This window comes from Streptomyces sp. NPDC058198, assembly GCF_042882605.1.
Taxonomy (GTDB): domain Bacteria; phylum Actinomycetota; class Actinomycetes; order Streptomycetales; family Streptomycetaceae; genus Streptomyces.
This window is the reverse complement of sequence record NZ_JBHVVP010000013.1, coordinates 1-18,044: the sequence shown is the minus strand read 5'-3', so window position 1 is coordinate 18,044 and position 18,044 is coordinate 1. Positions and strand designations below refer to the sequence as shown.

The 18,044-nt window shown below is 71.8% G+C and carries 9 protein-coding genes; 6 read left to right on the top strand and 3 right to left on the bottom strand.

All coding sequences use genetic code 11. The features are described from left to right. The first annotated feature begins 150 nt into the window (after nucleotides 1-150). The gene (locus tag ACFVWW_RS29460) at nucleotides 151-3,321 is read left to right on the top strand and encodes a tetratricopeptide repeat protein (protein WP_389680245.1); all 3,171 of its coding nucleotides are present in this window, start codon (nucleotides 151-153) and stop codon (nucleotides 3,319-3,321) included. 443 nt (nucleotides 3,322-3,764) lie between these two features. Here ACFVWW_RS29460 and ACFVWW_RS29455 read toward each other — a convergent pair whose 3' ends face one another. The 3 genes from ACFVWW_RS29455 to ACFVWW_RS29445 form a co-directional block, all read right to left on the bottom strand. Then, entirely contained in the window at nucleotides 3,765-6,674 is a 2,910-nt protein-coding gene (locus tag ACFVWW_RS29455) for an AAA family ATPase (RefSeq protein ID WP_389680243.1), read from the bottom strand. A gap of 75 nt (nucleotides 6,675-6,749) precedes the next feature. Further along, on the bottom strand, nucleotides 6,750-6,959 hold the full coding sequence (locus ACFVWW_RS29450; RefSeq protein ID WP_384193622.1) for a hypothetical protein: 210 nt from the start codon (nucleotides 6,957-6,959) through the stop codon (nucleotides 6,750-6,752). A 104-nt stretch (nucleotides 6,960-7,063) separates the two neighbouring features. Next, on the bottom strand, nucleotides 7,064-10,276 hold the full coding sequence (locus tag ACFVWW_RS29445; RefSeq protein ID WP_386878959.1) for a type 2 lanthipeptide synthetase LanM family protein: 3,213 nt from the start codon (nucleotides 10,274-10,276) through the stop codon (nucleotides 7,064-7,066). A gap of 348 nt (nucleotides 10,277-10,624) precedes the next feature. Between ACFVWW_RS29445 and ACFVWW_RS29440 the strand changes: the two genes are divergently transcribed. From ACFVWW_RS29440 to ACFVWW_RS29420, 5 genes are all read left to right on the top strand, one after another. Then, nucleotides 10,625-11,248 (top strand): response regulator transcription factor, encoded by a 624-nt coding sequence (locus tag ACFVWW_RS29440; RefSeq protein WP_384193617.1) that lies wholly within the window; start codon nucleotides 10,625-10,627, stop codon nucleotides 11,246-11,248. Continuing rightward, nucleotides 11,245-11,997 (top strand): response regulator transcription factor, encoded by a 753-nt coding sequence (locus ACFVWW_RS29435; protein ID WP_386878960.1) that lies wholly within the window; start codon nucleotides 11,245-11,247, stop codon nucleotides 11,995-11,997. The genes ACFVWW_RS29440 and ACFVWW_RS29435 overlap by 4 nt, the downstream gene beginning before the upstream one ends. Nucleotides 11,998-12,218: 221 nt before the next feature. After that, the gene (locus tag ACFVWW_RS29430; protein ID WP_386878961.1) at nucleotides 12,219-15,443 is read left to right on the top strand and encodes an amino acid adenylation domain-containing protein; all 3,225 of its coding nucleotides are present in this window, start codon (nucleotides 12,219-12,221) and stop codon (nucleotides 15,441-15,443) included. A 48-nt stretch (nucleotides 15,444-15,491) separates the two neighbouring features. Continuing rightward, nucleotides 15,492-16,799, top strand: a complete 1,308-nt coding sequence (gene ectB, locus ACFVWW_RS29425) for a diaminobutyrate--2-oxoglutarate transaminase (protein ID WP_386878962.1) — start codon at nucleotides 15,492-15,494, stop codon at nucleotides 16,797-16,799. A gap of 43 nt (nucleotides 16,800-16,842) precedes the next feature. Further along, a complete protein-coding gene (locus ACFVWW_RS29420) occupies nucleotides 16,843-17,784 on the top strand; it encodes an ornithine carbamoyltransferase (RefSeq protein ID WP_384193607.1) in 942 nt (313 codons plus the stop codon). The last annotated feature ends 260 nt before the right edge of the window (nucleotides 17,785-18,044 follow it).

Below are 18,044 nucleotides of genomic sequence, written 5' to 3'. Positions count from 1 at the left end.
TGCCTCAACTCCCGGGAGCATATGCAACGGGAATATTCTGTCTTCAGTTCAACCAGAAAGTACCTCCCCACTCGCGTCTGCATATGAACAAAGTCGTTCAGCGATAAGTCAGTTTCGGACTTTGAAGATTGCCATATAGCCATACAGGGCATGTGCATGTCACTCTCGAATATCCCGATGCTGCGGGGCCGTACCGGCGGGAGGGCGCTGGTGGAGTTCGAGATTCGACTTTCCGGATCGGTCGAAGTGCGGGCCGCCGGCCAACGCGGTGATCTCGGACCCCCCCAAACGCGGCTGGCACTGGCCGCTTTGGCCTGGGACGCGAGTCGCACCGTCAGCGTGGACACGCTGATTCACCGGATCTGGGACGAGAATCCGCCGGCCAAGGCCAGAGAAGCGCTGCACACGCATGTGTCGCGCATCCGTAAGGCCCTACAGATCGCCGGGGACGACGCCCCCGATGTCATCAGCCGTACGAACTCGTATCTGATGAGCGTGGATCCGGATCGGGTGGACCTGCGCCGCTACGCGAGCCTGGTCGACCAGGCCCGTTCCCTGAAGGACAGCGACGGCGAGGACGAGGCCGTCCGTCTTCTCGATCGCGCGGCGAGCCTCTGGGGCGGAGAACCGCTGGCCGGGATCACGGCCTACTGGGCCGGCCACCTGCGCGCCGCGATCGGCGAGAAGAGCCTCGCCGCCGCCATGACGCGGGCCGAAATCCTGATGGGGAGAGGGCACTTCGCGGACGCCGTTCCCGTACTGCTGCCCCTGGTCGAGGAGCACCCGGTGGCCGAAGCGCTCGTCGAGCAACTCGCCGTCGCCCTGTACGGCAGCAGGCGCGTCGCGGAAGCGACCCAGCTGTTGCAGCGGACACAGCGGCGCATCGTCCACAACGCCGGCATCGACGCCGGCCGTCGGCTGCGCCGGGTCCAGCAGGGAATCCTCGCGGGAGCGCCCCCGGCGGCGCTGCTCCAGCACACCGGCGCCGGCCCCCGCATCGCCCGGCCGGCGCCCAGGATTCCGGACAATCTGCCGCGCGATGTGCCCTGGGTCGGCCGTCGGGACGAGCTGCGGCGGCTCACCGCGGCACTCGCCGAGGCAAGCGGGACGGCCGCGCCGGCCGTCACCGTCGAGGCGATCGACGGCCTGGGCGGCATCGGCAAGACGGCGCTGGCCGTCCATGCCGTGCACGAAATGCGCGACCGCTTCCCCGACGGTCGCCTCTATCTCCACCTGCACGGTCAGGGGTCCGAGCGGGCGCCCCTGACAGCGGCCCAGGCACTCACCGAACTGCTGCGCCTGCTCGACCGGGCGCCGGCGGAACTGCCGCACGGCCTGGACGAGTTGATCTCCCTGTGGCGCACCACCGTGCGGGACCGCCGCATGGTGGTGATCCTGGACGACGCCGTTGACCCCGCTCAGGTCAGACCGCTACTGCCCGGAGCCTCCCCGACGGCGGTCATCGTCACCAGCCGGCAGCGGCTGACGGGCCTGCCAGGGGTACGGCCCATCTCCCTCGATGTGCTGCCGCGCGAGGATGCCGTCGCGCTCTTCGGCCACCGCCTCGGCCCGCTGCGCACCACCCGGGCGTCGGAGATCGCGCAGATCGTGCGCCTCTGCGACCATCTGCCGCTGGCCATCGAAATCATCGCGAGCCGCCTGCTGTCCCGGCCCTCGTGGACGACGGCCGACCTCCTGAAGCAGTTGACCGGCCGCAACGGTCATTTGTTCGAGTTGCGTGACGGCGAGAGGACGATGGCCCATGTCTTCGCGCTGTCGTACCGCGCGCTGACGCCCGTCCAGCAGCTGGTCTTTCGCCGTATCGGCCTGCATTTCGAGTCGGAGTTCGGGCCGTATGCGGTGACGGCCCTGACCGGACTCCCTTTCGAGGAGACCGAACACGCACTGGAAGAACTACTCGCCCACCACCTCATTTCCGAGCCGTCCCCGCATCGATTCACCATTCATGATCTCTTACGCGAGTATGCCCGAACGTTGATCAAAAAGGACGACGAGAACGGCTCCGAAGCGACAGCCGAACCGCATATCGACACCGAAGGTGAAGCCCGGCAGGCGCTCCAGCGTCTGGTGGATCATTATCTCCACGTGGCGGACCGGGCCGACCGGCTGGCTTATCCATTCCGTTCGCGCACCGTCGTCGACTCCGGCGATCTTGCCGCGGTGCCAGGTCCCGAGATGCCCGACGCGCATGCGGCCGAGCAATGGCTGATCACCGAAGGCCCCAATTTGCTGGCTGCTCTGGACTGGACCCGCCGCTTCGGTTTGGATCGCCAATTGTCCTTACTGGTACATGTGTTGGCGGGTTTTCTGGATGTGGAGGGCTACCTCCTCACGGCCGAACCTCTCCTCCGCCGCGCCGCCGCCCACTGGCAGGCCGTGGGTGACGGCCCGGCGCGGGCGAGGGCCCTGCTCGACCTCAGTACGGTGTGCGCGCACAGCGGTCAGTACGAAGAGGCCCACGCGACGGCGCGCGAGGCTCTCGGCATCTCCCGGTCCCTGAAGGATTCGGCGCTGGAGAGCGAGTCCATCCATCAATTGACGATCCCTCTGTGGCACACGGGACAGTACGCGCTGGCGCAGACCCTTCAGGAACGATCTTTAAATTTACGACTGCAAACATTCGATCGCTTGCAGATAGCACGTAGTTACAATCTGCTCGGCATCACCCATCTCCACCTGGACCAGGACCACAAAGCGATTGAATGCTTCCTCCACGCTCTCGCCGGATTTACCGAGACGGGCGATCAGCGAGGCAGGTATCGCACGCTCAACAATATTGCGGAACTGCACCAGAAGACCGGTAACCAGGACGCCGCGGAACGCGCTTATCGAGAAGCGATAGACGTATCAAGAACCATGGGGAGCAGGGGCGATCATGCCACTCTCCAAATGAATCTCGCGAGCATCCTGACCGCCCTCGGCAAGGCGGAAGAAGCGCTCGCTCTTTACGGGAAGGCCCTGCCCGCGCTGCGCAGCGTGGGAGATGTGCGGGGCGAGGGCATCGCGCTGAACGGGACCGGCAGGGCCTTCCAGGCGGCCGGTCGCAGCGAGGAGGCCCTGCCCCACCACATCGCGGCGCTCGCGGTGGTGCGGCGCATCAGGGCCGCAGGTGAGGAGGCCACGGTCCTGCATGACTTGGGTCGGGCCGAGCAGAGCACCGGACGGCTGCGGCAGGCCGTCGCGCACCTGGAAGAGAGCCTCTCCATCAGCCGGCGGATCGGCGCCCGCTCGGAGGAGGCCAGGACCCTGCGCGCGCTGACGCGACTGCGCCGGCTCGGGGGCCCGCCCCACGGGGCATAACCGACAGTCGATCTGACGTCGGCATATTCATTTGGCATTCTCCGACGCGCCGGCTTTCGTTACGGATGCCGGATGATTCGGCGGCGATGGCTTTTGCGACGCGAGCTGCTCACTTAGCGATATGTTGTCCCGGCAATGTGGGCGAGGTCGCCGCATCGTTGTGGCAATCAGTCACGCCCGTCCGCCTGCTCCAAAATTCCTATGAAGTCGAAGGAGTTCCGCACGTGGCACGTAAAGCAAGAATGGTTCCCGTAGTCAGGCCTCTCGCGGTCTGTCTCGTGAGCGCAGCGGCTTTCTTCGCTATAGCACCCGCCGTCTGCATGCCGTACTCCACCGCTAAGGCGGCGACGGTGAGGGCCTGACGGGACCAGAACGGTGCCGGACCGTGGGCCCACGGTCCGGCACTGACGCGAGCGGCGGAACGTGAGTGCGCGGGGCTTCTGTTATTGGGAGGCCGAGAGTTCGCAGAGTGCCGTGCGGTTGGGCTGGGCGGTCTTGGTGATCAGGCTGGCGATGTGCTTCTCGACCGTGCGCGGTGAGATGTAGAGGCGGGTGGCGATGGCCTTGTTGCTCAGGCGGTCGGCCAGCAGCTGGAAGACTTCGTACTCCCGGACGGTGACGCCCTGGGTGCGTAGTTGTGCGGGTATCCGGTTGCTGCCGGCGCGGTGCTGGCGGACCGGGGCGCCGATCTGGCGCAGCAGTGAGCGGCAAGCACCGGCGACCGCCGGTATCGAGGTCTGCTCGAAGTGGTGTTCGGCCTGGCGGAGCCAGCTCTCCGGGGCGCCCCAGTGCGCGGCGTGGGCCGCCTCCGCGACGAGGCGGTGCCCCAGATGGAGTGCGGTGGGATGCGCTGCGGCGATCTCCTGCGCCTCGTGTGCGGCGCTCGCCGCGGCTTCCGGGTGTCCTTCCTGGCCGAGGAGTACGGCGTCGGCGAGCAGGACGAAGTGGCGGTTCCACCGCATACGGCCGGCCGAGCTGGTGGCGATCTCGTGGTGGCGGCCGCGGTCGGCGGTCCCGGCCAGCACGTCCAGGAGGAGGCCGATGCCACGGCGTCCGTCGAGGTGGAACGTGGTCGGGTTCTCCGCCTCCAGCGCGCGCACCTTGTCCAGCTCCCGCAGGGCCCGGGGCCTGTCCTCCTCCAGCAGTGCGCAGAACGCGCCGGCCAGTCCGTAGACCAGCGGCTCCTCCTGGGAGCCGGTGCCGTCCGTCCGCCGGAACTCGGCCAGGGCGTCGTCCATCGCCGTCCGGTCGCCCTGGTGTGCGGCGAGCACCGCCCTGGCCATCAGTACGTAGCGGGCCACCGGAGCCAGCCGGAGCCGGACGGCCATGGTCAGGCACTCGTCGCTCAGTTCCCGCGCTTCGGCGAACCGGCCGAGCAGCACGCTGTGCAGGACCAGGATCCCGTCGATCGTGTAGACGACCGTGACGGCGCCGAGCCGCTGGGCCTCCTCCCGGGCCGTCGCCAGGGTCGTGGTGTCACCACTGGCCAGCCAGTGGGTGCCGCCGAGGCGTGCGAGGGCGTACATCCGCTGCAGCGGCAGGTTGTGCCGCTCGGCTGTCTCCAGGACCTGTTGCAGGCAGGCGGCGGCCTCGCCCATGTCGCGTTCCCTGGCCAGTACGCCCAGCAGCTCCCACGCCTGGCAGGCGACCAAGGGCAGCTGATGCCGCTCAGCGGCGTCGATCGCGCTGCTGACCAGCCTTTCGGCCCGCTGCGTCCGGTCGGGGCCCGGGGTGTCGAGCGTCAGATAGGCGGCCACCACGTCGATCTGCGCGGTGTGCACCTCGTCGGGCTCGGGGCCCAGGAGCGCTCGGGCACGGGCGATCTGGTCGTTGCCGTCGGCCCACCGGCCCGCCATGTGCGCGACTTGGGCGAGACGGGTGTGCAGGGCGGCGAGCCTGGTCGCGCCGAGTCCGCCGCCGACCAGCTGCCGCAGACTGTCCGCGAGACTCAACGCCCTCTCGATATCGCCTGTTTCGGCGAGCGCGGGCAGCAGCGCCTCCAGCGCCTCGGCGCGGGCCGCGGTGTCGGGGCCGGTGGCCAGCAGCCGTTCGGCCCGGTCGAGCAGCGCCACCGCCGAGCCGATCGCGCCGTCCTCGAGCGCGCGCCGGCCCGCTTCGGTGAAGAGGCGCCCGGCGCGGGCGGCGTCCCCGGCGTCCGACCGCAGCGACGCGACCAGCGGGCACCACTCGCCTTCCAGGCCGGGGTGCAGCGCCTCGACCGCGTCCGCGGCCCGCTCGGAGAGACCGGCGCGGTTGGTGGGCGTGAGCTGGGTGAGCAGTGCTTCGGCCGTCAGCGGATGGCGGAACGCGTACCAGTCGGGCGCGGGCTCGTCGGGTATGACCAACTGCGCCGCGACCCCCGCGTGCAGATGGCTGAGCAGGGACCGGTCGTCGATGCCGGTCATCTGCTGGAGCACCGACAGCGGGAACCGGCGGCCCAGTACGGCCGCCGCGGACATCAGCATCTGGCCCTGGGAACCCAGCCGGTCGATGCGGTGGATGACGCCCTGCACCAGGGCGCTGGGCAGGTTCAGACGTATGTCGCCGATCATGCGCCAGCCGCCGGCGCCGTCCCGGACCAGCGACCCGTCGCCGATGATCCCCTGGAGCAGTTCCTCGACGAGGAAGGGATTGCCCGCGCTGTCCTTCCAGAGCCGCTGTAGTAACTCGGCCGGCACCTGCGTGGGATCCGCGTCCAGGCAGGAGGTGATCATGCGGATGACCTCGGTCCTGGACAGGGGCGGCAGCCGCAGGACGGTCCCGGTCCTGCGCCGCGCCGCCGAGTGCGCCAGTCCGAGCGCGTCACTGGGCTCGGCCCGGACCGTGGCGAGCAGCATGACGGGCAGCTGCTCCAGATTGTCGATCAGATACTCGACCACGGCGAGGGTTTCGGTGTCGGCGTCGTGCAGGTCCTCCAGGATCAGCACGCTGCCGCTGCCCCGGCCGGTGGCGGCGAGCAGACGCAGCACCGCCTCGCCGAGCACCACCATCGAACTCTGGTCGGGCTGGGTGCCGTCGCGCCAGTCCGGTATCAGCCGTCCGAGCACCGGCCGGTACGGGCCGAGCGACGCCTCGTCCAGTGGCTGGCCGCCGCGGGACAGCGGCATCAGTGCCTCGGTGAGCGGGCGGAGCGGCACCATCGGGCCGATGGTGCCGCTCCGCCCGCGCAGGACGCGCATGGTGGCGCCGAGAGCTGAGCCCGTCGCCTCCGCGACCAGCCGCGACTTGCCGATTCCCCCCTCGCCGGCGAGGAACACCGCGCGGCCGCTCCCCTGCCGAGTGCTGAGCAACGACTCGTCGAGCAGGGCGAGTTCTGTGTCACGACCGATGACTTCGGGTGCGCGCAGATGCATGAGTGCGCATCGTAGCGGTCCGTTCGTGGCTCGTCCGCTTCCGTGCGAGTGGCTGGATCGCGGCGGCCCGCTCGGTCATCCGGGAACGGAGACCGTGGTGTGGAGCGAGCTGAGCGTGATCACGAGGCCACTGCCGAGGGTGAGCCCGGCCAGGGCCCGGGTCCGCGCGCACGCCAGATTCCGCCGGGCCAGGCTGATCGTGCCCGCCGGGTCCTGTTCCGGCGCGGTCGGGAGGGCGGCTGCGTCCTCGACGGTGTGCTGGTCTCTCTGCGATGACGTGTTCATGGAATTTCCCTTCTGCGGTGTGAGGATGGGGCGAGTGGCACTGAACTGGTCACTGAACGTACGGGCCCGGAGTTCACGGAGATTTATCACCCCGGGCCCGGCTTTCAGGTCGGGGTGGGATCGAGGAGCAGCACCGAGGGCACCTGCTCGGCGAACCCCAGCCGGAGCAGGGCGTATCCGATGCCGGACAGCCCGGTGAGCAGGCCGGGGGAGTGGACCTGGCCGGGGGTGCCGCACCGGTGGCCCCCGTGCCGGAGCGCACCGACGGTCAGTGCCGCACGGCGTGCGAGACCGGTCCTGGCTTCCTGGTGGCCCTGCGCCGCGAGCACGGACAGGGCCTCGATCGTGCCCAGGTCGCCATGACAGAGGCTGTGGTCGGTCAGTGGTGTGTGGGCGCCGAGCACCCGTACGGCACGGTCCACATCGGGACCGTCAGGACCGGCGCCCCGCGTCCCGGCGGACAGCCGGCCCAGCGGGTCGGCGGCCGCGAGGACGGTGCCGGAGAGCCCCGAGCACCAGCTGAGATCGTCCTGGTTGTTCTGTTCCGTGGCGGCGAGAGCGGAACTCACCATCTCCCGGCCCGCGTCGCCGTGCGCCTTGCCGCCACCGTCGGCGGCGTAGCGCAGCAGGGACCAGCCGACTCCCGCGTCGCCGAAGGCGAATCCCCGCGCCCCCGCGCCGGTGCGTCCGTCGTCCGCCCGCGCCAGCAGGATGTCCGCGATCCGGTTCGCGAGCCCGTCGGCCTCCGGGATCCCCCGCTCGCGGCGTACCGACAACAGCGCCGCCAGCGCACCCGCGAGACCGGCCGACACATCGAAGGACAGGGCGGCGTCCGGGGCCTCGTCGACCGTGTGGGCGAGCGCGGCCAGGGTGGTGGGCAGGCAGTCGCCCGTCCCGTCCCCGAGCAGCGTGGCCAGCCGGGCGACGGCGTAACAGATCCCGCCCAGTCCGTGGAACGCGCCCGGCCCGACCGCCCGGCTGAGTCCGGGGTCCGCGGCCAGCGCGCCGACCAGCGCGGGCAGCGGGGTGAGCGCCTCCCGTGCGAGGTCGGTGTAGCGGGACGAGCCTGTCAGCCGGCCGAGCTGCGCGAGGAACAGCGCCACTCCGCAATACCCCTGCCCCAGGCCCGCCCCCATGGGCAGTACGGCCCAGTGGGCGTCGTCGATCAGCTCCAGGCCGATCCAGTTGGCCCGCCCCCGGTGTCCGGGAAGCGGCCCGCCGGGGACCGGCCCATGGGCCGCGCGCGCCACGATCTCGTCGGCGATTCCGCAGGCGGCGGCGAGGAGTACGGAAGGCTCCGGCACCGCCGCCGGTGTGGTCCTGGCCGGTACGGCGGCCGGTCCGTGCGGACTCCCGGCCCAGGGCCGGGCGGTGGCCAGCGTGGCGGAGATGATCCATTCCTGGTCGTGGCGGTCGACCTCGCCCATGGCCTCGATCTTGCCGACGGCGCTCGCCAGCCCCGGTGTGTCCAGCACCCCGGAAATCCGCGCGCCCCGGGACGTCCACAGATCGGGCCCCGCCGGCCGGTGGAAGAAGACCGGAACGTCCCCGCACCACAGATCGGCTATCTCGTCCTCGATCAGCCGCTGCCTGACCGGGTCGGCGGAGGACTCCGCCCACAGCACCGACAGCAGGGCGTCCCTGTCCAGCGCGTCACGCAGGACGCCCGGGTGCAGCGACTCCTCCAGCAGACGCGCGTACAGCTGGGTGGGCCGTACGATCAGCCGGCCGGCCTCACGCGCGCCGTCCGCCAACAGCCCGGCCGGGCCGCACAGTTCGTCCCGGTCCGAGGTGATCGCGTCATAGCCCGCCCGGAAGCCGTTGAGCAGCGCGGCCACATAGTCGGCGGGTCCGGGGCCAATGTCCTTGCCCGCCAGCAGCGGGCGGTTGCGGCCCCCGCCGAACGGGGCGGGGCGGCGCACCAGGCGCATCGTGTCCGTACCGGCGCCCTCCCACGCGATCCGCGCGTTCGGGCCGCTGCCGCCCGCCGCTCCGCCCACGGCGGAGATGTCCACGGCGCCCAGCTCCCCGACCATCAGCTGGGGCAGCAGACAGGTCCGGTGCACCGAGGAGGAGAGCGCGGCCGACGCGGGGTCGGGCCCGGCCGTCGTCGGCTCGGCCAGTTCGGCGTGGAGCAGCGTCTCGACGTCGATCAGTATCGGCTGGTCCCCGTGCGCGACGAGGTTGTCGTAGTGCAGATCGGTGCCTTCGACCGCGTACATCAGCGCCAGGAGCGCGCCTTGGCGCCGGTAGAACCGGTCGATGCCGACGACGGACGCGCAGGACAGGTGGTCGATGTGCCCGAGCCAGCCGTAGCCGTCGCCGTGAACCGTCGGCGCGGTCCGCAGCTCCAGGCCGGGCACCTTGGTGTTGAGCCACTCCACCATCCGGTCGAGCAGATGGTGCTGGCTGAGCGCGCGCGGCTTGTAGACCACGATGGATCCGTCGGCGAACCGCAGCAGCGCCACCGATCTGCCCCGCTGATGGGTGTCCCCGAGCCCCAGGTCCAGCGCCACCAGCGGCCCGGGGTCCGCGTCGCCCAGCAGCGCCGCGACGATCCCCGCACGGTCGGCGGTGAACCGGGTCAGCAGCTCCGCGACGGCGTCAGCCGCCTGCTCGCAGGTCTGGGCCAGCAGCCTGGCGAGCACCGGATAGCGGGCGAACAGCCGGGCGAGCCCACGCCGACTGCCCGTGCGCCGCAGGAAGTCCGCGAACCTGTCCTCGGGTCCTGCGCCCGTCAGCCCCGCCGCCGCACGCGCGGCGGCGAGCTCGGCGACGAGCGTACGGGCGGCCTGGCGGGCGAGCTGCTGCCCCAGCCGGTCGGCGAACTGTCCCGACAGCGTCGCGGCGTCCGCCGCGGCCGACGGCCCGCACTTCTCCGTCATCGCCCGGACCGCCGCGTCCACGAGGGGACGGAACACCGGGACGAACACGTCGGATCCCTCGGCACGGGGTGAGTCCGGCTTCCCGTCCCGGCTGTGCCCGGCGCCGTCGTTGCCGGAAAGCTCCGGGGCCGCCGCCACGGCCTCCTCGACGAACCGTGCCCAGCCCGGCTCGGCCGCGCGCTCGCCCAGCAGCTCCGCGGATTCCGCGGCGAGCGCGGCCGCCTGCTCCGGGAGGACTCCCAGCGCTCCCAGCCGCGCGGTCCAGCAGGCCTGCTCCAGCTCCGGCAGCGCGCGGCGCCCGTGGGCGGCGGCGGATGCCGCGGCGAGCGGAGCGTGCGGCGCCGCCAGCCGCTCACGGAGCGTCAGGCCAGTGGCCCACCAGGAGTTCGGCAGTCCTGGGGCGGAGGCGGCGGAAGGGGCGGAGGAAGTCACAGCGGTAACCCTCGCAGACCGCCGTCCGGGCAGCATGGGGGCGGACCCCGCATATTCCGTGGGCGCACTACCCATGTCCGCCGCACCCGCCCCTCATGCCCCGCGCCGACAGGGGGCACGACCGGTTCCGCGAGGCGACTTCGTACGGTCCCCGCGCCCCGGCACCGGCACCGGACGCGGGCCCCCGCCCGGTCCCACGGCCGCCGACGACCGGCCGGACGCCCCTTTCCTACGTACGCTCCGCGTGCCCCGCGCAAATGCGGGGGACACGCCACCGATGTGATGTCCCGGCACTTCGCCGAAGCTGCGTACCGAGAGTCCACAGCACGCAGATCTGAGGAGTACCTCATGGGCGAAGCCATGCCCGTCAGTGTTGTCGCACTGGACCCACTGCTGGAAGCGGGGGCCAGGAGCGCCCTGCACAGCAGTCCGGACATCACCCTGGTGCTGCCGCACGAACCGGCCCAGGTGACCGTCCTGATGGTCGATCAAGTGGCCCATCAGGCCATGGACATGGTGCGTACCACCCGGAGCGAGGCGCACCGCCCCGAAGTGGTGCTGGTGGCGACCGACCTGGCGCCGGCCGAGGCACTGCACGCCATCGCCGCGGGCGCCCGCGGCCTGCTGCGTCGCCGTGAGGCCAGCGCCGACCGGCTGGTGCGCACCGTTCTCACGGCGGCCGGGGGCGACTGCACGGTGCCCCCCGATCTCCTCGACCGCCTGCTGGAACAGGGGGCCGGCGCCCAGGCCGGGACGATCGCACGGCCTCACATCTCCGGCTGGGGCCTGAACGACCGTGAACGCGCGGTGCTGCGGCTGGTCGCCGACGGCCGTGAGACCGGTGAGATAGCCAAGGAGCTGAGCTACTCGACCCGGACCGTGACGACCGTGATGCGGGACATCACCCAGCGGTTCCGGCTCCGCAACCGCGCCCACGCGGTGGCGTACGCCCTGCGGGCGGGTCTGCTGTGAGCGCCCCCACGGTGGCGCGGTCCGCCGCCCCCAGATATCCCGACCTCGTCGACGAGGCCGCGGCCGAGGTGATCGAAACGGCCGTCGCGGCGATGCTGGCCGCCGAGGCGCGCGGCGATTCCTGGCCCATGGGGCCGTACCGGGACCGCCCCCGGGTGAGCGTCTTCGCGCCCGGCGCCGAGCTGGCCGACCCGGTCGCCGCGGCCCTGCGCGGGGCCGGCATCGAACGGGCCCCCGCCTGGTCGCCGGACACGGTCCTGGTGGCCGTCGCGGGCACGGTCGACGAAGCCCTCGACGCGTGCCCGGCGCTGGACCACGCCGGCGCCCGCCGTCTGCTGGTCGTCGCCACCACTTTCACGGCCGCCGGCGTGCTGCGCGCCGTACGGGCCGGGGCGCGGGCCATGCTCCAGTCGGCGGAGGCGACCCCGGCCCGGCTGTCGGCCGCGGTGCACTCCGCGTACCACGGTGAGGGCCGGATGCCGTCCGGCATCCTGGTCCGGCTGCTCAGCGGCGCCGCCGAGCCGTACGCCCCGGAACCGGGGGATCCGATCGGCGTGCCCCAACTGACCGCCCGCCAGACCAGGGTGCTCACCCTGGTCGCCGAGGGACACGGCAACGCGGCCATCGCCCGCGCCCTGTCGTGCTCGCAGCACACCGTGAAGAACATCATCTACGACCTGATGGCCCGGCTACAGGTCCGCAACCGCGCCCATGCGGTGGCCTACGGGGTCCGCACCGGTCTGATCTGAGCGCCCCGGCCGTGCGGCCGGCCCGGCCGCCGGTGCACCATGCCGACGCCGAGCGTGCCCGCTGCCGGAGCCCGGCGCACAGAGACATAAGCGCAGCAAGCCCGGCGACGGACCGCTGCCATTCCTTCCCTGTTGCCGCGCCCGGCGCGGCAGTCAAGCTCTCGCTGTGCCCCACGGCCGTCGCGGACGTGGCACACATTCCGACCCATGGAGGTAGGCCGGTGGACCACGGTGACAGCCGCACACCAGGCGGCGCCCGGACGACGTCGTTCTCACAGCAGCGGCTGTGGTTCCTCGACCAGCTCCGGCCCGGCTCCGCGGACTATCTCCTCCCGATGGCCCTGCGGCTGCGCGGTGAGCTCGACGTCCCCGCGCTCACCGGTGCCTTCGCCGACGTCGTGGACCGTCACGAGGTGCTGCGCACCCGCTACGCCGCGGTCGACGGTGAGCCCGTACCCGACGTCGTGGCGGACGTACGGATCCCGCTCGACCGGGTCGACCTCACCGGAGCCAACCCCGACGACCAGGAAAAGGGGCTTCAGGCCGTCCTCGAGCGCGAGCTGCGCCGCCCGCTGGACCTGTCGGCCGCGCCCGCGCTGCGCCTGACCCTGGCCCGGCTCGGGGCCGACGACCATCTGCTGCTGGTGGTGGTGCACCACATCGCGTTCGACTTCACCTCGTGGGGCGTGCTCACCCGGGAAGTCGCCGCGGCCTACCGCGAGCGGACCTCGGGCGAGCCCTCGGACCTGCCCGAACTTCCCTTCCAGTACGCCGACTTCGCCGCCCGCCAGCGCGAGCTGCTCTCCGGCGCCCGGCTGGCCGGCCGGACCGACTACTGGCGTGCCAGGCTCGACGGCCTCGCGCCGCTGGAACTGCCCACCGACCGCCCCCGCCCCGAGGTGTGGCAGGGCGATGCCGCGATGACCCGGTTCATTCTGCCCCCCGAGCTGGTCGGCGCGGTCGACGCGTTTGCCAGGTCCCGCCGCGCCACCCGCTTCATGGTGCTGCTCGCGGCGTTCCAGGCGCTGCTCGGCCGGTACAGCGGACAGACCGACCTCGCCGTCGGCGCTCCGGTCGCCGGCCGCGGCGGCGCGGAACTCCAGCAGCTGATCGGGCTGTTCGTCAACTCCGTGGTGCTGCGGACCGATCTGTCCGGGCAGCCGAACTTCGGTGAGCTGGTGCGCCGGGTACGGGACAGCACGCTGGCCGACTTCTCGTACGCCGACGCCCCGTTCGAGCACATCGTCGCCGAACTCACCCCCGAGCGTGACCTGTCCCGCAATCCCCTGTTCCAGGTCTCCTTCCTGCTGCTGGGGGGCGAGGCCGAACCCCCCGCCCTGCCGGGGCTGGACGTGGAACTGACGCCCACGCCCGCCACCGGCACCCCGTTCGACCTGGTGCTGGACCTCATGGGCGGCTCCGACGGCAGTCTCTCGGGGCGCATGCAGTACGCGACCGCGCTGTTCGACGCCGGCACGATGCGCCGGCTCGCCGACGGCTACGCGGAGCTTTTGCGCGGTGTCCTCGCCGCACCCGACGCGCCGCTGGCCGAGACCACAGGGCGCATCGCCCCGCTGCCCGGCAAGGAGCGGCAGCGGCTGCTGGCGCTGGGCGACGGCGGCACGCGCCCCGCGCCCGAGCTGACCGCGGACGCGCTGTTCGAGCGGCAGGCCCGGTCCACGCCCGACGCGCTCGCGGTCAGGTCGGCGGGCACCGAGCTGACGTACGCCGGGCTCGACGCCCGGGCCAACCAGCTCGCGCACCGGCTCCGGGCGCTCGGCGCCGGTCCCGGCGTCCGGGTCGGGGTCCATCTGGAACGGGGCGCCAACCTCGTGGCGGCGGTCCTCGCCGTGTTCAAGGCGGGCGCGGTGTATCTGCCGCTCGACCCCATCCACCCGGACGCGCGTCTCGCCGCGCTGCTCGCCGACACCGGCGCCCGGCTGGTGATCACCGAGGAGGCGCTCGCCGGGCGCCTCGCGGGGACGGGGGTACGGACCGTCCTGCTCGACCGGGACCGCGCGGAGATCGAGGCACTGCCCACGGCCGCTCCGGGCCGGACCGCCGGTCCACGGGATCTCGCGTACATCTTCCACACCTCGGGCTCCACCGGCAGGCCCAAGGGCGTACTGATCCCGCACCACGCGCTGACCAACTTCCTGGTGTCCATGGCACGCCGGCTCGGAATCCGGCCGGGGGACGCGGTGATGGGCGTGACGACCGTCTCGTTCGACCCCTCGCTGCTCGAACTGTGCCTGCCGCTGACCACCGGGGCCCATGTGGTGGTGGCCGACGCGGAACAGGCCAGGGATCCCCAGCGGCTGACCCGCCTGATCGAGGAGGTACGGCCCGCCGTGCTCCAGGCCACGCCCGTCGCCCTGAGGATGCTGACGGACATCGGCTGGACACCGCCGCCGACCCTGACCGTGCTCTCCGGGGGCGAGAAGCTCCCGTCCGGCCTCGTCCACGCGCTCGGCGCCCACGGGGCCCCGGTGTGGGACCTGTACGGGCCGACGGAGACGACGGTGTGGACGACCGCGGCGCGGGTCGGCGCCGACGGGCGGCCCGACGACTGGGCCGTCCTGGACAACACCACCGTACGGCTGCTGGACGAGCGGCTGGAGCCGGTTCCGCACGGCGCGACCGGGGAGATCCACATCGGTGGCGCCGGTGTCGGCTGGGGTTACCACGGACAGCCGGTGCAGACGGCGGGCGCGTTCCTGCCCGATCCGTACGCCGCCGAACCCGGCGGGCGGCTCTACGCCACCGGGGACCTGGGGCGCCTGCGCCCGGACGGATCGCTGGAGATCCTCGGCCGCCGCGACCACCAAGTGAAGATCCACGGGCACCGGATGGAGCCCGGCGAGATCGAGGCCGCCCTGCTGGCCGTCGAGGCCGTCCGGGCCGCCGTCGTCCACCCGACTCCGGGCGGGTCCGGGGAACCGCAGCTCACCGCCTATCTGGTGGCCCGCGAAGGCCACCGGCTGCCCGGCGCCGACGAGTTGCGCGACCGGTTGCTGGAGACCCTGCCCGACTACATGATCCCCGCGTCCTTCATGCCGCTGGACGAACTGCCCACCACGGTCAACGGCAAGGTGGACCGGAAGGCGCTTCCCCTGCCGCACGCCCCGTCGCCGGCCGCGACGGCGGCCGATCACCTGGCCCCGCGCTCCCCCGAGGAGAAGGCCGTGGCCGAGGTGTGGCAGACGGTCCTCGGGGTGCCGCGGGTCGGCGCCCACGACGACTTCTTCCGGCTCGGCGGGCACTCCCTGCTCGCCACCCGGGTCTCGGTGCGACTGCGGGGCGTGCTCGGTATCGACGTACCGGTACGGGCCCTGTTCGACCACACGACCGTCGCCGCGCTCGCCGGAGCCCTGGACGACTACCCCCGGGTGTCCGTGAACCGCCCGATGCCGGTGCTCACCGGCCGGCGCAGGACAGGCCGCTGAGCGGCATCACCGGAGCGACCGCAGCATCCTGAGCCGAGAGGAACCACCATGACCACCACCGTCCCGCCCCACCCGTCCGTCGACCGGGCCCCGCGCCCCGGCCGCCCCGACGTCTCCGTCTTCGAGGACCTGGAGTCGGAGGTCCGGCTGTACTGCCGTACCTTCCCGGTGGTCTTCGAACGGGCTAAGGGCGCCGAACTGCACACCGAGGACGGCCGCACCTTCATCGACTTCTTCTGCGGTGCGGGCAGCCTGAACTACGGGCACAACAACGAATTCATCAAGCACCGGATCACCGACTACCTCGCCTCCGACGGCATCATGCACGGCCTGGACATGCACACCGTCGCCAAGCGCGACTTCCTGGCCGGCTTCGCCGATCTCGTCCTGCGGCCGCGCGGCCTGGACTACAAGGTGCAGTTCGCGGGGCCCACCGGCACCGACGCCGTGGAAGCCGCACTCAAACTGGCCCGCAAGGCGACCGGACGCACCGGGCTCATCGCCTTCTCCGGCGCGTACCACGGCATGTCGCGCGGCTCGCTCGCGGTCACCGGCAGCCGCCGCGCCCGCAGGGCCGGCGGCGTGAGCGGCCAGGACGTGACGTTCGTACCGTACGAGGACGGCCCGCTCGGTTCGTTCGACTCCATCGGGTTCATCGAGCGCCTGCTCGCCGACCCCTCCTCCGGCGCCGACCTGCCCGCCGCGGTGATCGTCGAGCCGATGCAGATGGAGGGCGGCGTCTACCCGGCGAGCCGGGAGTGGCTGCGGCGGCTGCGCGCGCTCACCGAGCGGTACGGCGTGCTGCTGATCCTCGACGAGATCCAGTCCGGCTGCGGCCGTACCGGCACCTTCTTCTGCTTCGAGGACGCCGGGATCGTCCCCGACATCGTGACCGTCTCCAAGTCGATCGGCGGTTACGGACTCCCGCTCTCGCTCACCCTGTTCCGGCGCGAACTCGACGTGTGGGAGCCGGGGGAGCACACCGGTACGTTCCGCGGCAACCAGCTCGCGTTCGTCGCCGCCACCGCCGCCTGCGAACTGTGGCACCACAGCGGCTTCCAGACCGCTCTGACGGACGCGGCGCGGCGCCTCGGCCGGTTCCGTACCGAACTCACCGCGCTCGACCCGGGGTTGTCGCTGCGTGGCCGGGGCATGGTGCTCGGCATCGACACCGGCCCGGCCGGCGGCCCCGAACGGGCCCGCGCCGCGCAGCGGTACGCCTTCGAGCACGGCGTCATCGTCGAGCTGTGCGGGCGCCACGACGAGGTCATCAAGGTCATGCCCCCGCTGAACATCGACCCCGCCCTGCTCGACCGCGGCCTCGCGGTGCTCCACGAGGGCCTGCGGGCGCGCTGATGCGGGACCGCCAGTACGTACGACCGAACGCAGGGAGCATTCGATGACCCGCCCCACCCGCCGCCATCTCATCTCCATCGACGACCTCGCCACCGAGGACCTGGACCGGATCGTCCGGCGCGGTGTCCAGTTCGCGGCCGGGGAGCTGGAGGACGCGCGCCCGCTGCACGACGCCGTCGTCGGTGTCCTGTTCCGCAAGACGTCCACCCGCACCAGGACCGCCTTCTCGGCGGGCGCGCTGCGCCTGGGCGCACGGCTGATCACGTACGGCCCCGGCGATCTCCAGGAGAACACCGGCGAGACCGTCGAGGACACCGCCGCCGTGCTGTCCCGGATGATCGACACGCTCGTGGCCCGCACCGCGGGCAGCGAGGCCGAGCTGCGCGCCTACGCCGACCAGCAGCGGATGGCCGTGGTGAACGCGATGAGCGCCGACGAGCATCCCACCCAGGCGCTCACCGATCTCACCACCCTGCTGGGCCGGTTCGGGCGGATCGAGGGTCTGCGCGTCCTCTACATCGGCGAGGGGAACAACACCGCCTCGGCCCTCACGCTGGCGCTCTCGCGCTACCAGGGCACCGAGCTGTTCCTGCGCACCCCGCCCGGTTACGGAGTCGCGGAGCGCTACCTCGACCGGGCGGCGGTGAACGCCAAGAAGAGCGGGGCGCGTGTCGAGCAGCGGCACGACATGGACGGGCTTCCGCAGGCCGATGTCATCTACACCACCCGGTGGCAGACCACCGGTACGGTCAAACCGGACCTCGACTGGCCGCGTCTGTTCGCCCCGTTCCAGGTCGGCCCGGCCGTGATGGCCACCAGTCCCGACGCGGTGTTCATGCACGACCTGCCCGCCCACCGGGGCGAGGAGGTCACCGCGGACGTGCTCGACGGGCCCGCGAGCATCGCGTTCCAGCAGGCGGAGAACAAGTACCACAGTGCGCGCGCCGTCCTGGAGTGGTGCATGACCGGCACTCAGGCCGGCTGACCCGCCAGGTCACCCCCCACCGCGTCACCTGTCCCGCACCGCACCTCGCGTCCCCCACCGCGACACCCCGCGCGCTCCCGAAGCACTTCCCCTGGAGGTAGTCCAGCCATGTCTGAAACCGTACTTCTGCCCGCCGGCGGGTGGCGGCTGTGGTCCCATTTCGCACTTCGTGGGCCGGGTTTTCCGGTGGCGGGGGTGTTGCGTTTGGTGCCGGAGGGTTTGGCGGTTGCGGCGGACAAGTTTGGTGGGGGGGAGGTGTT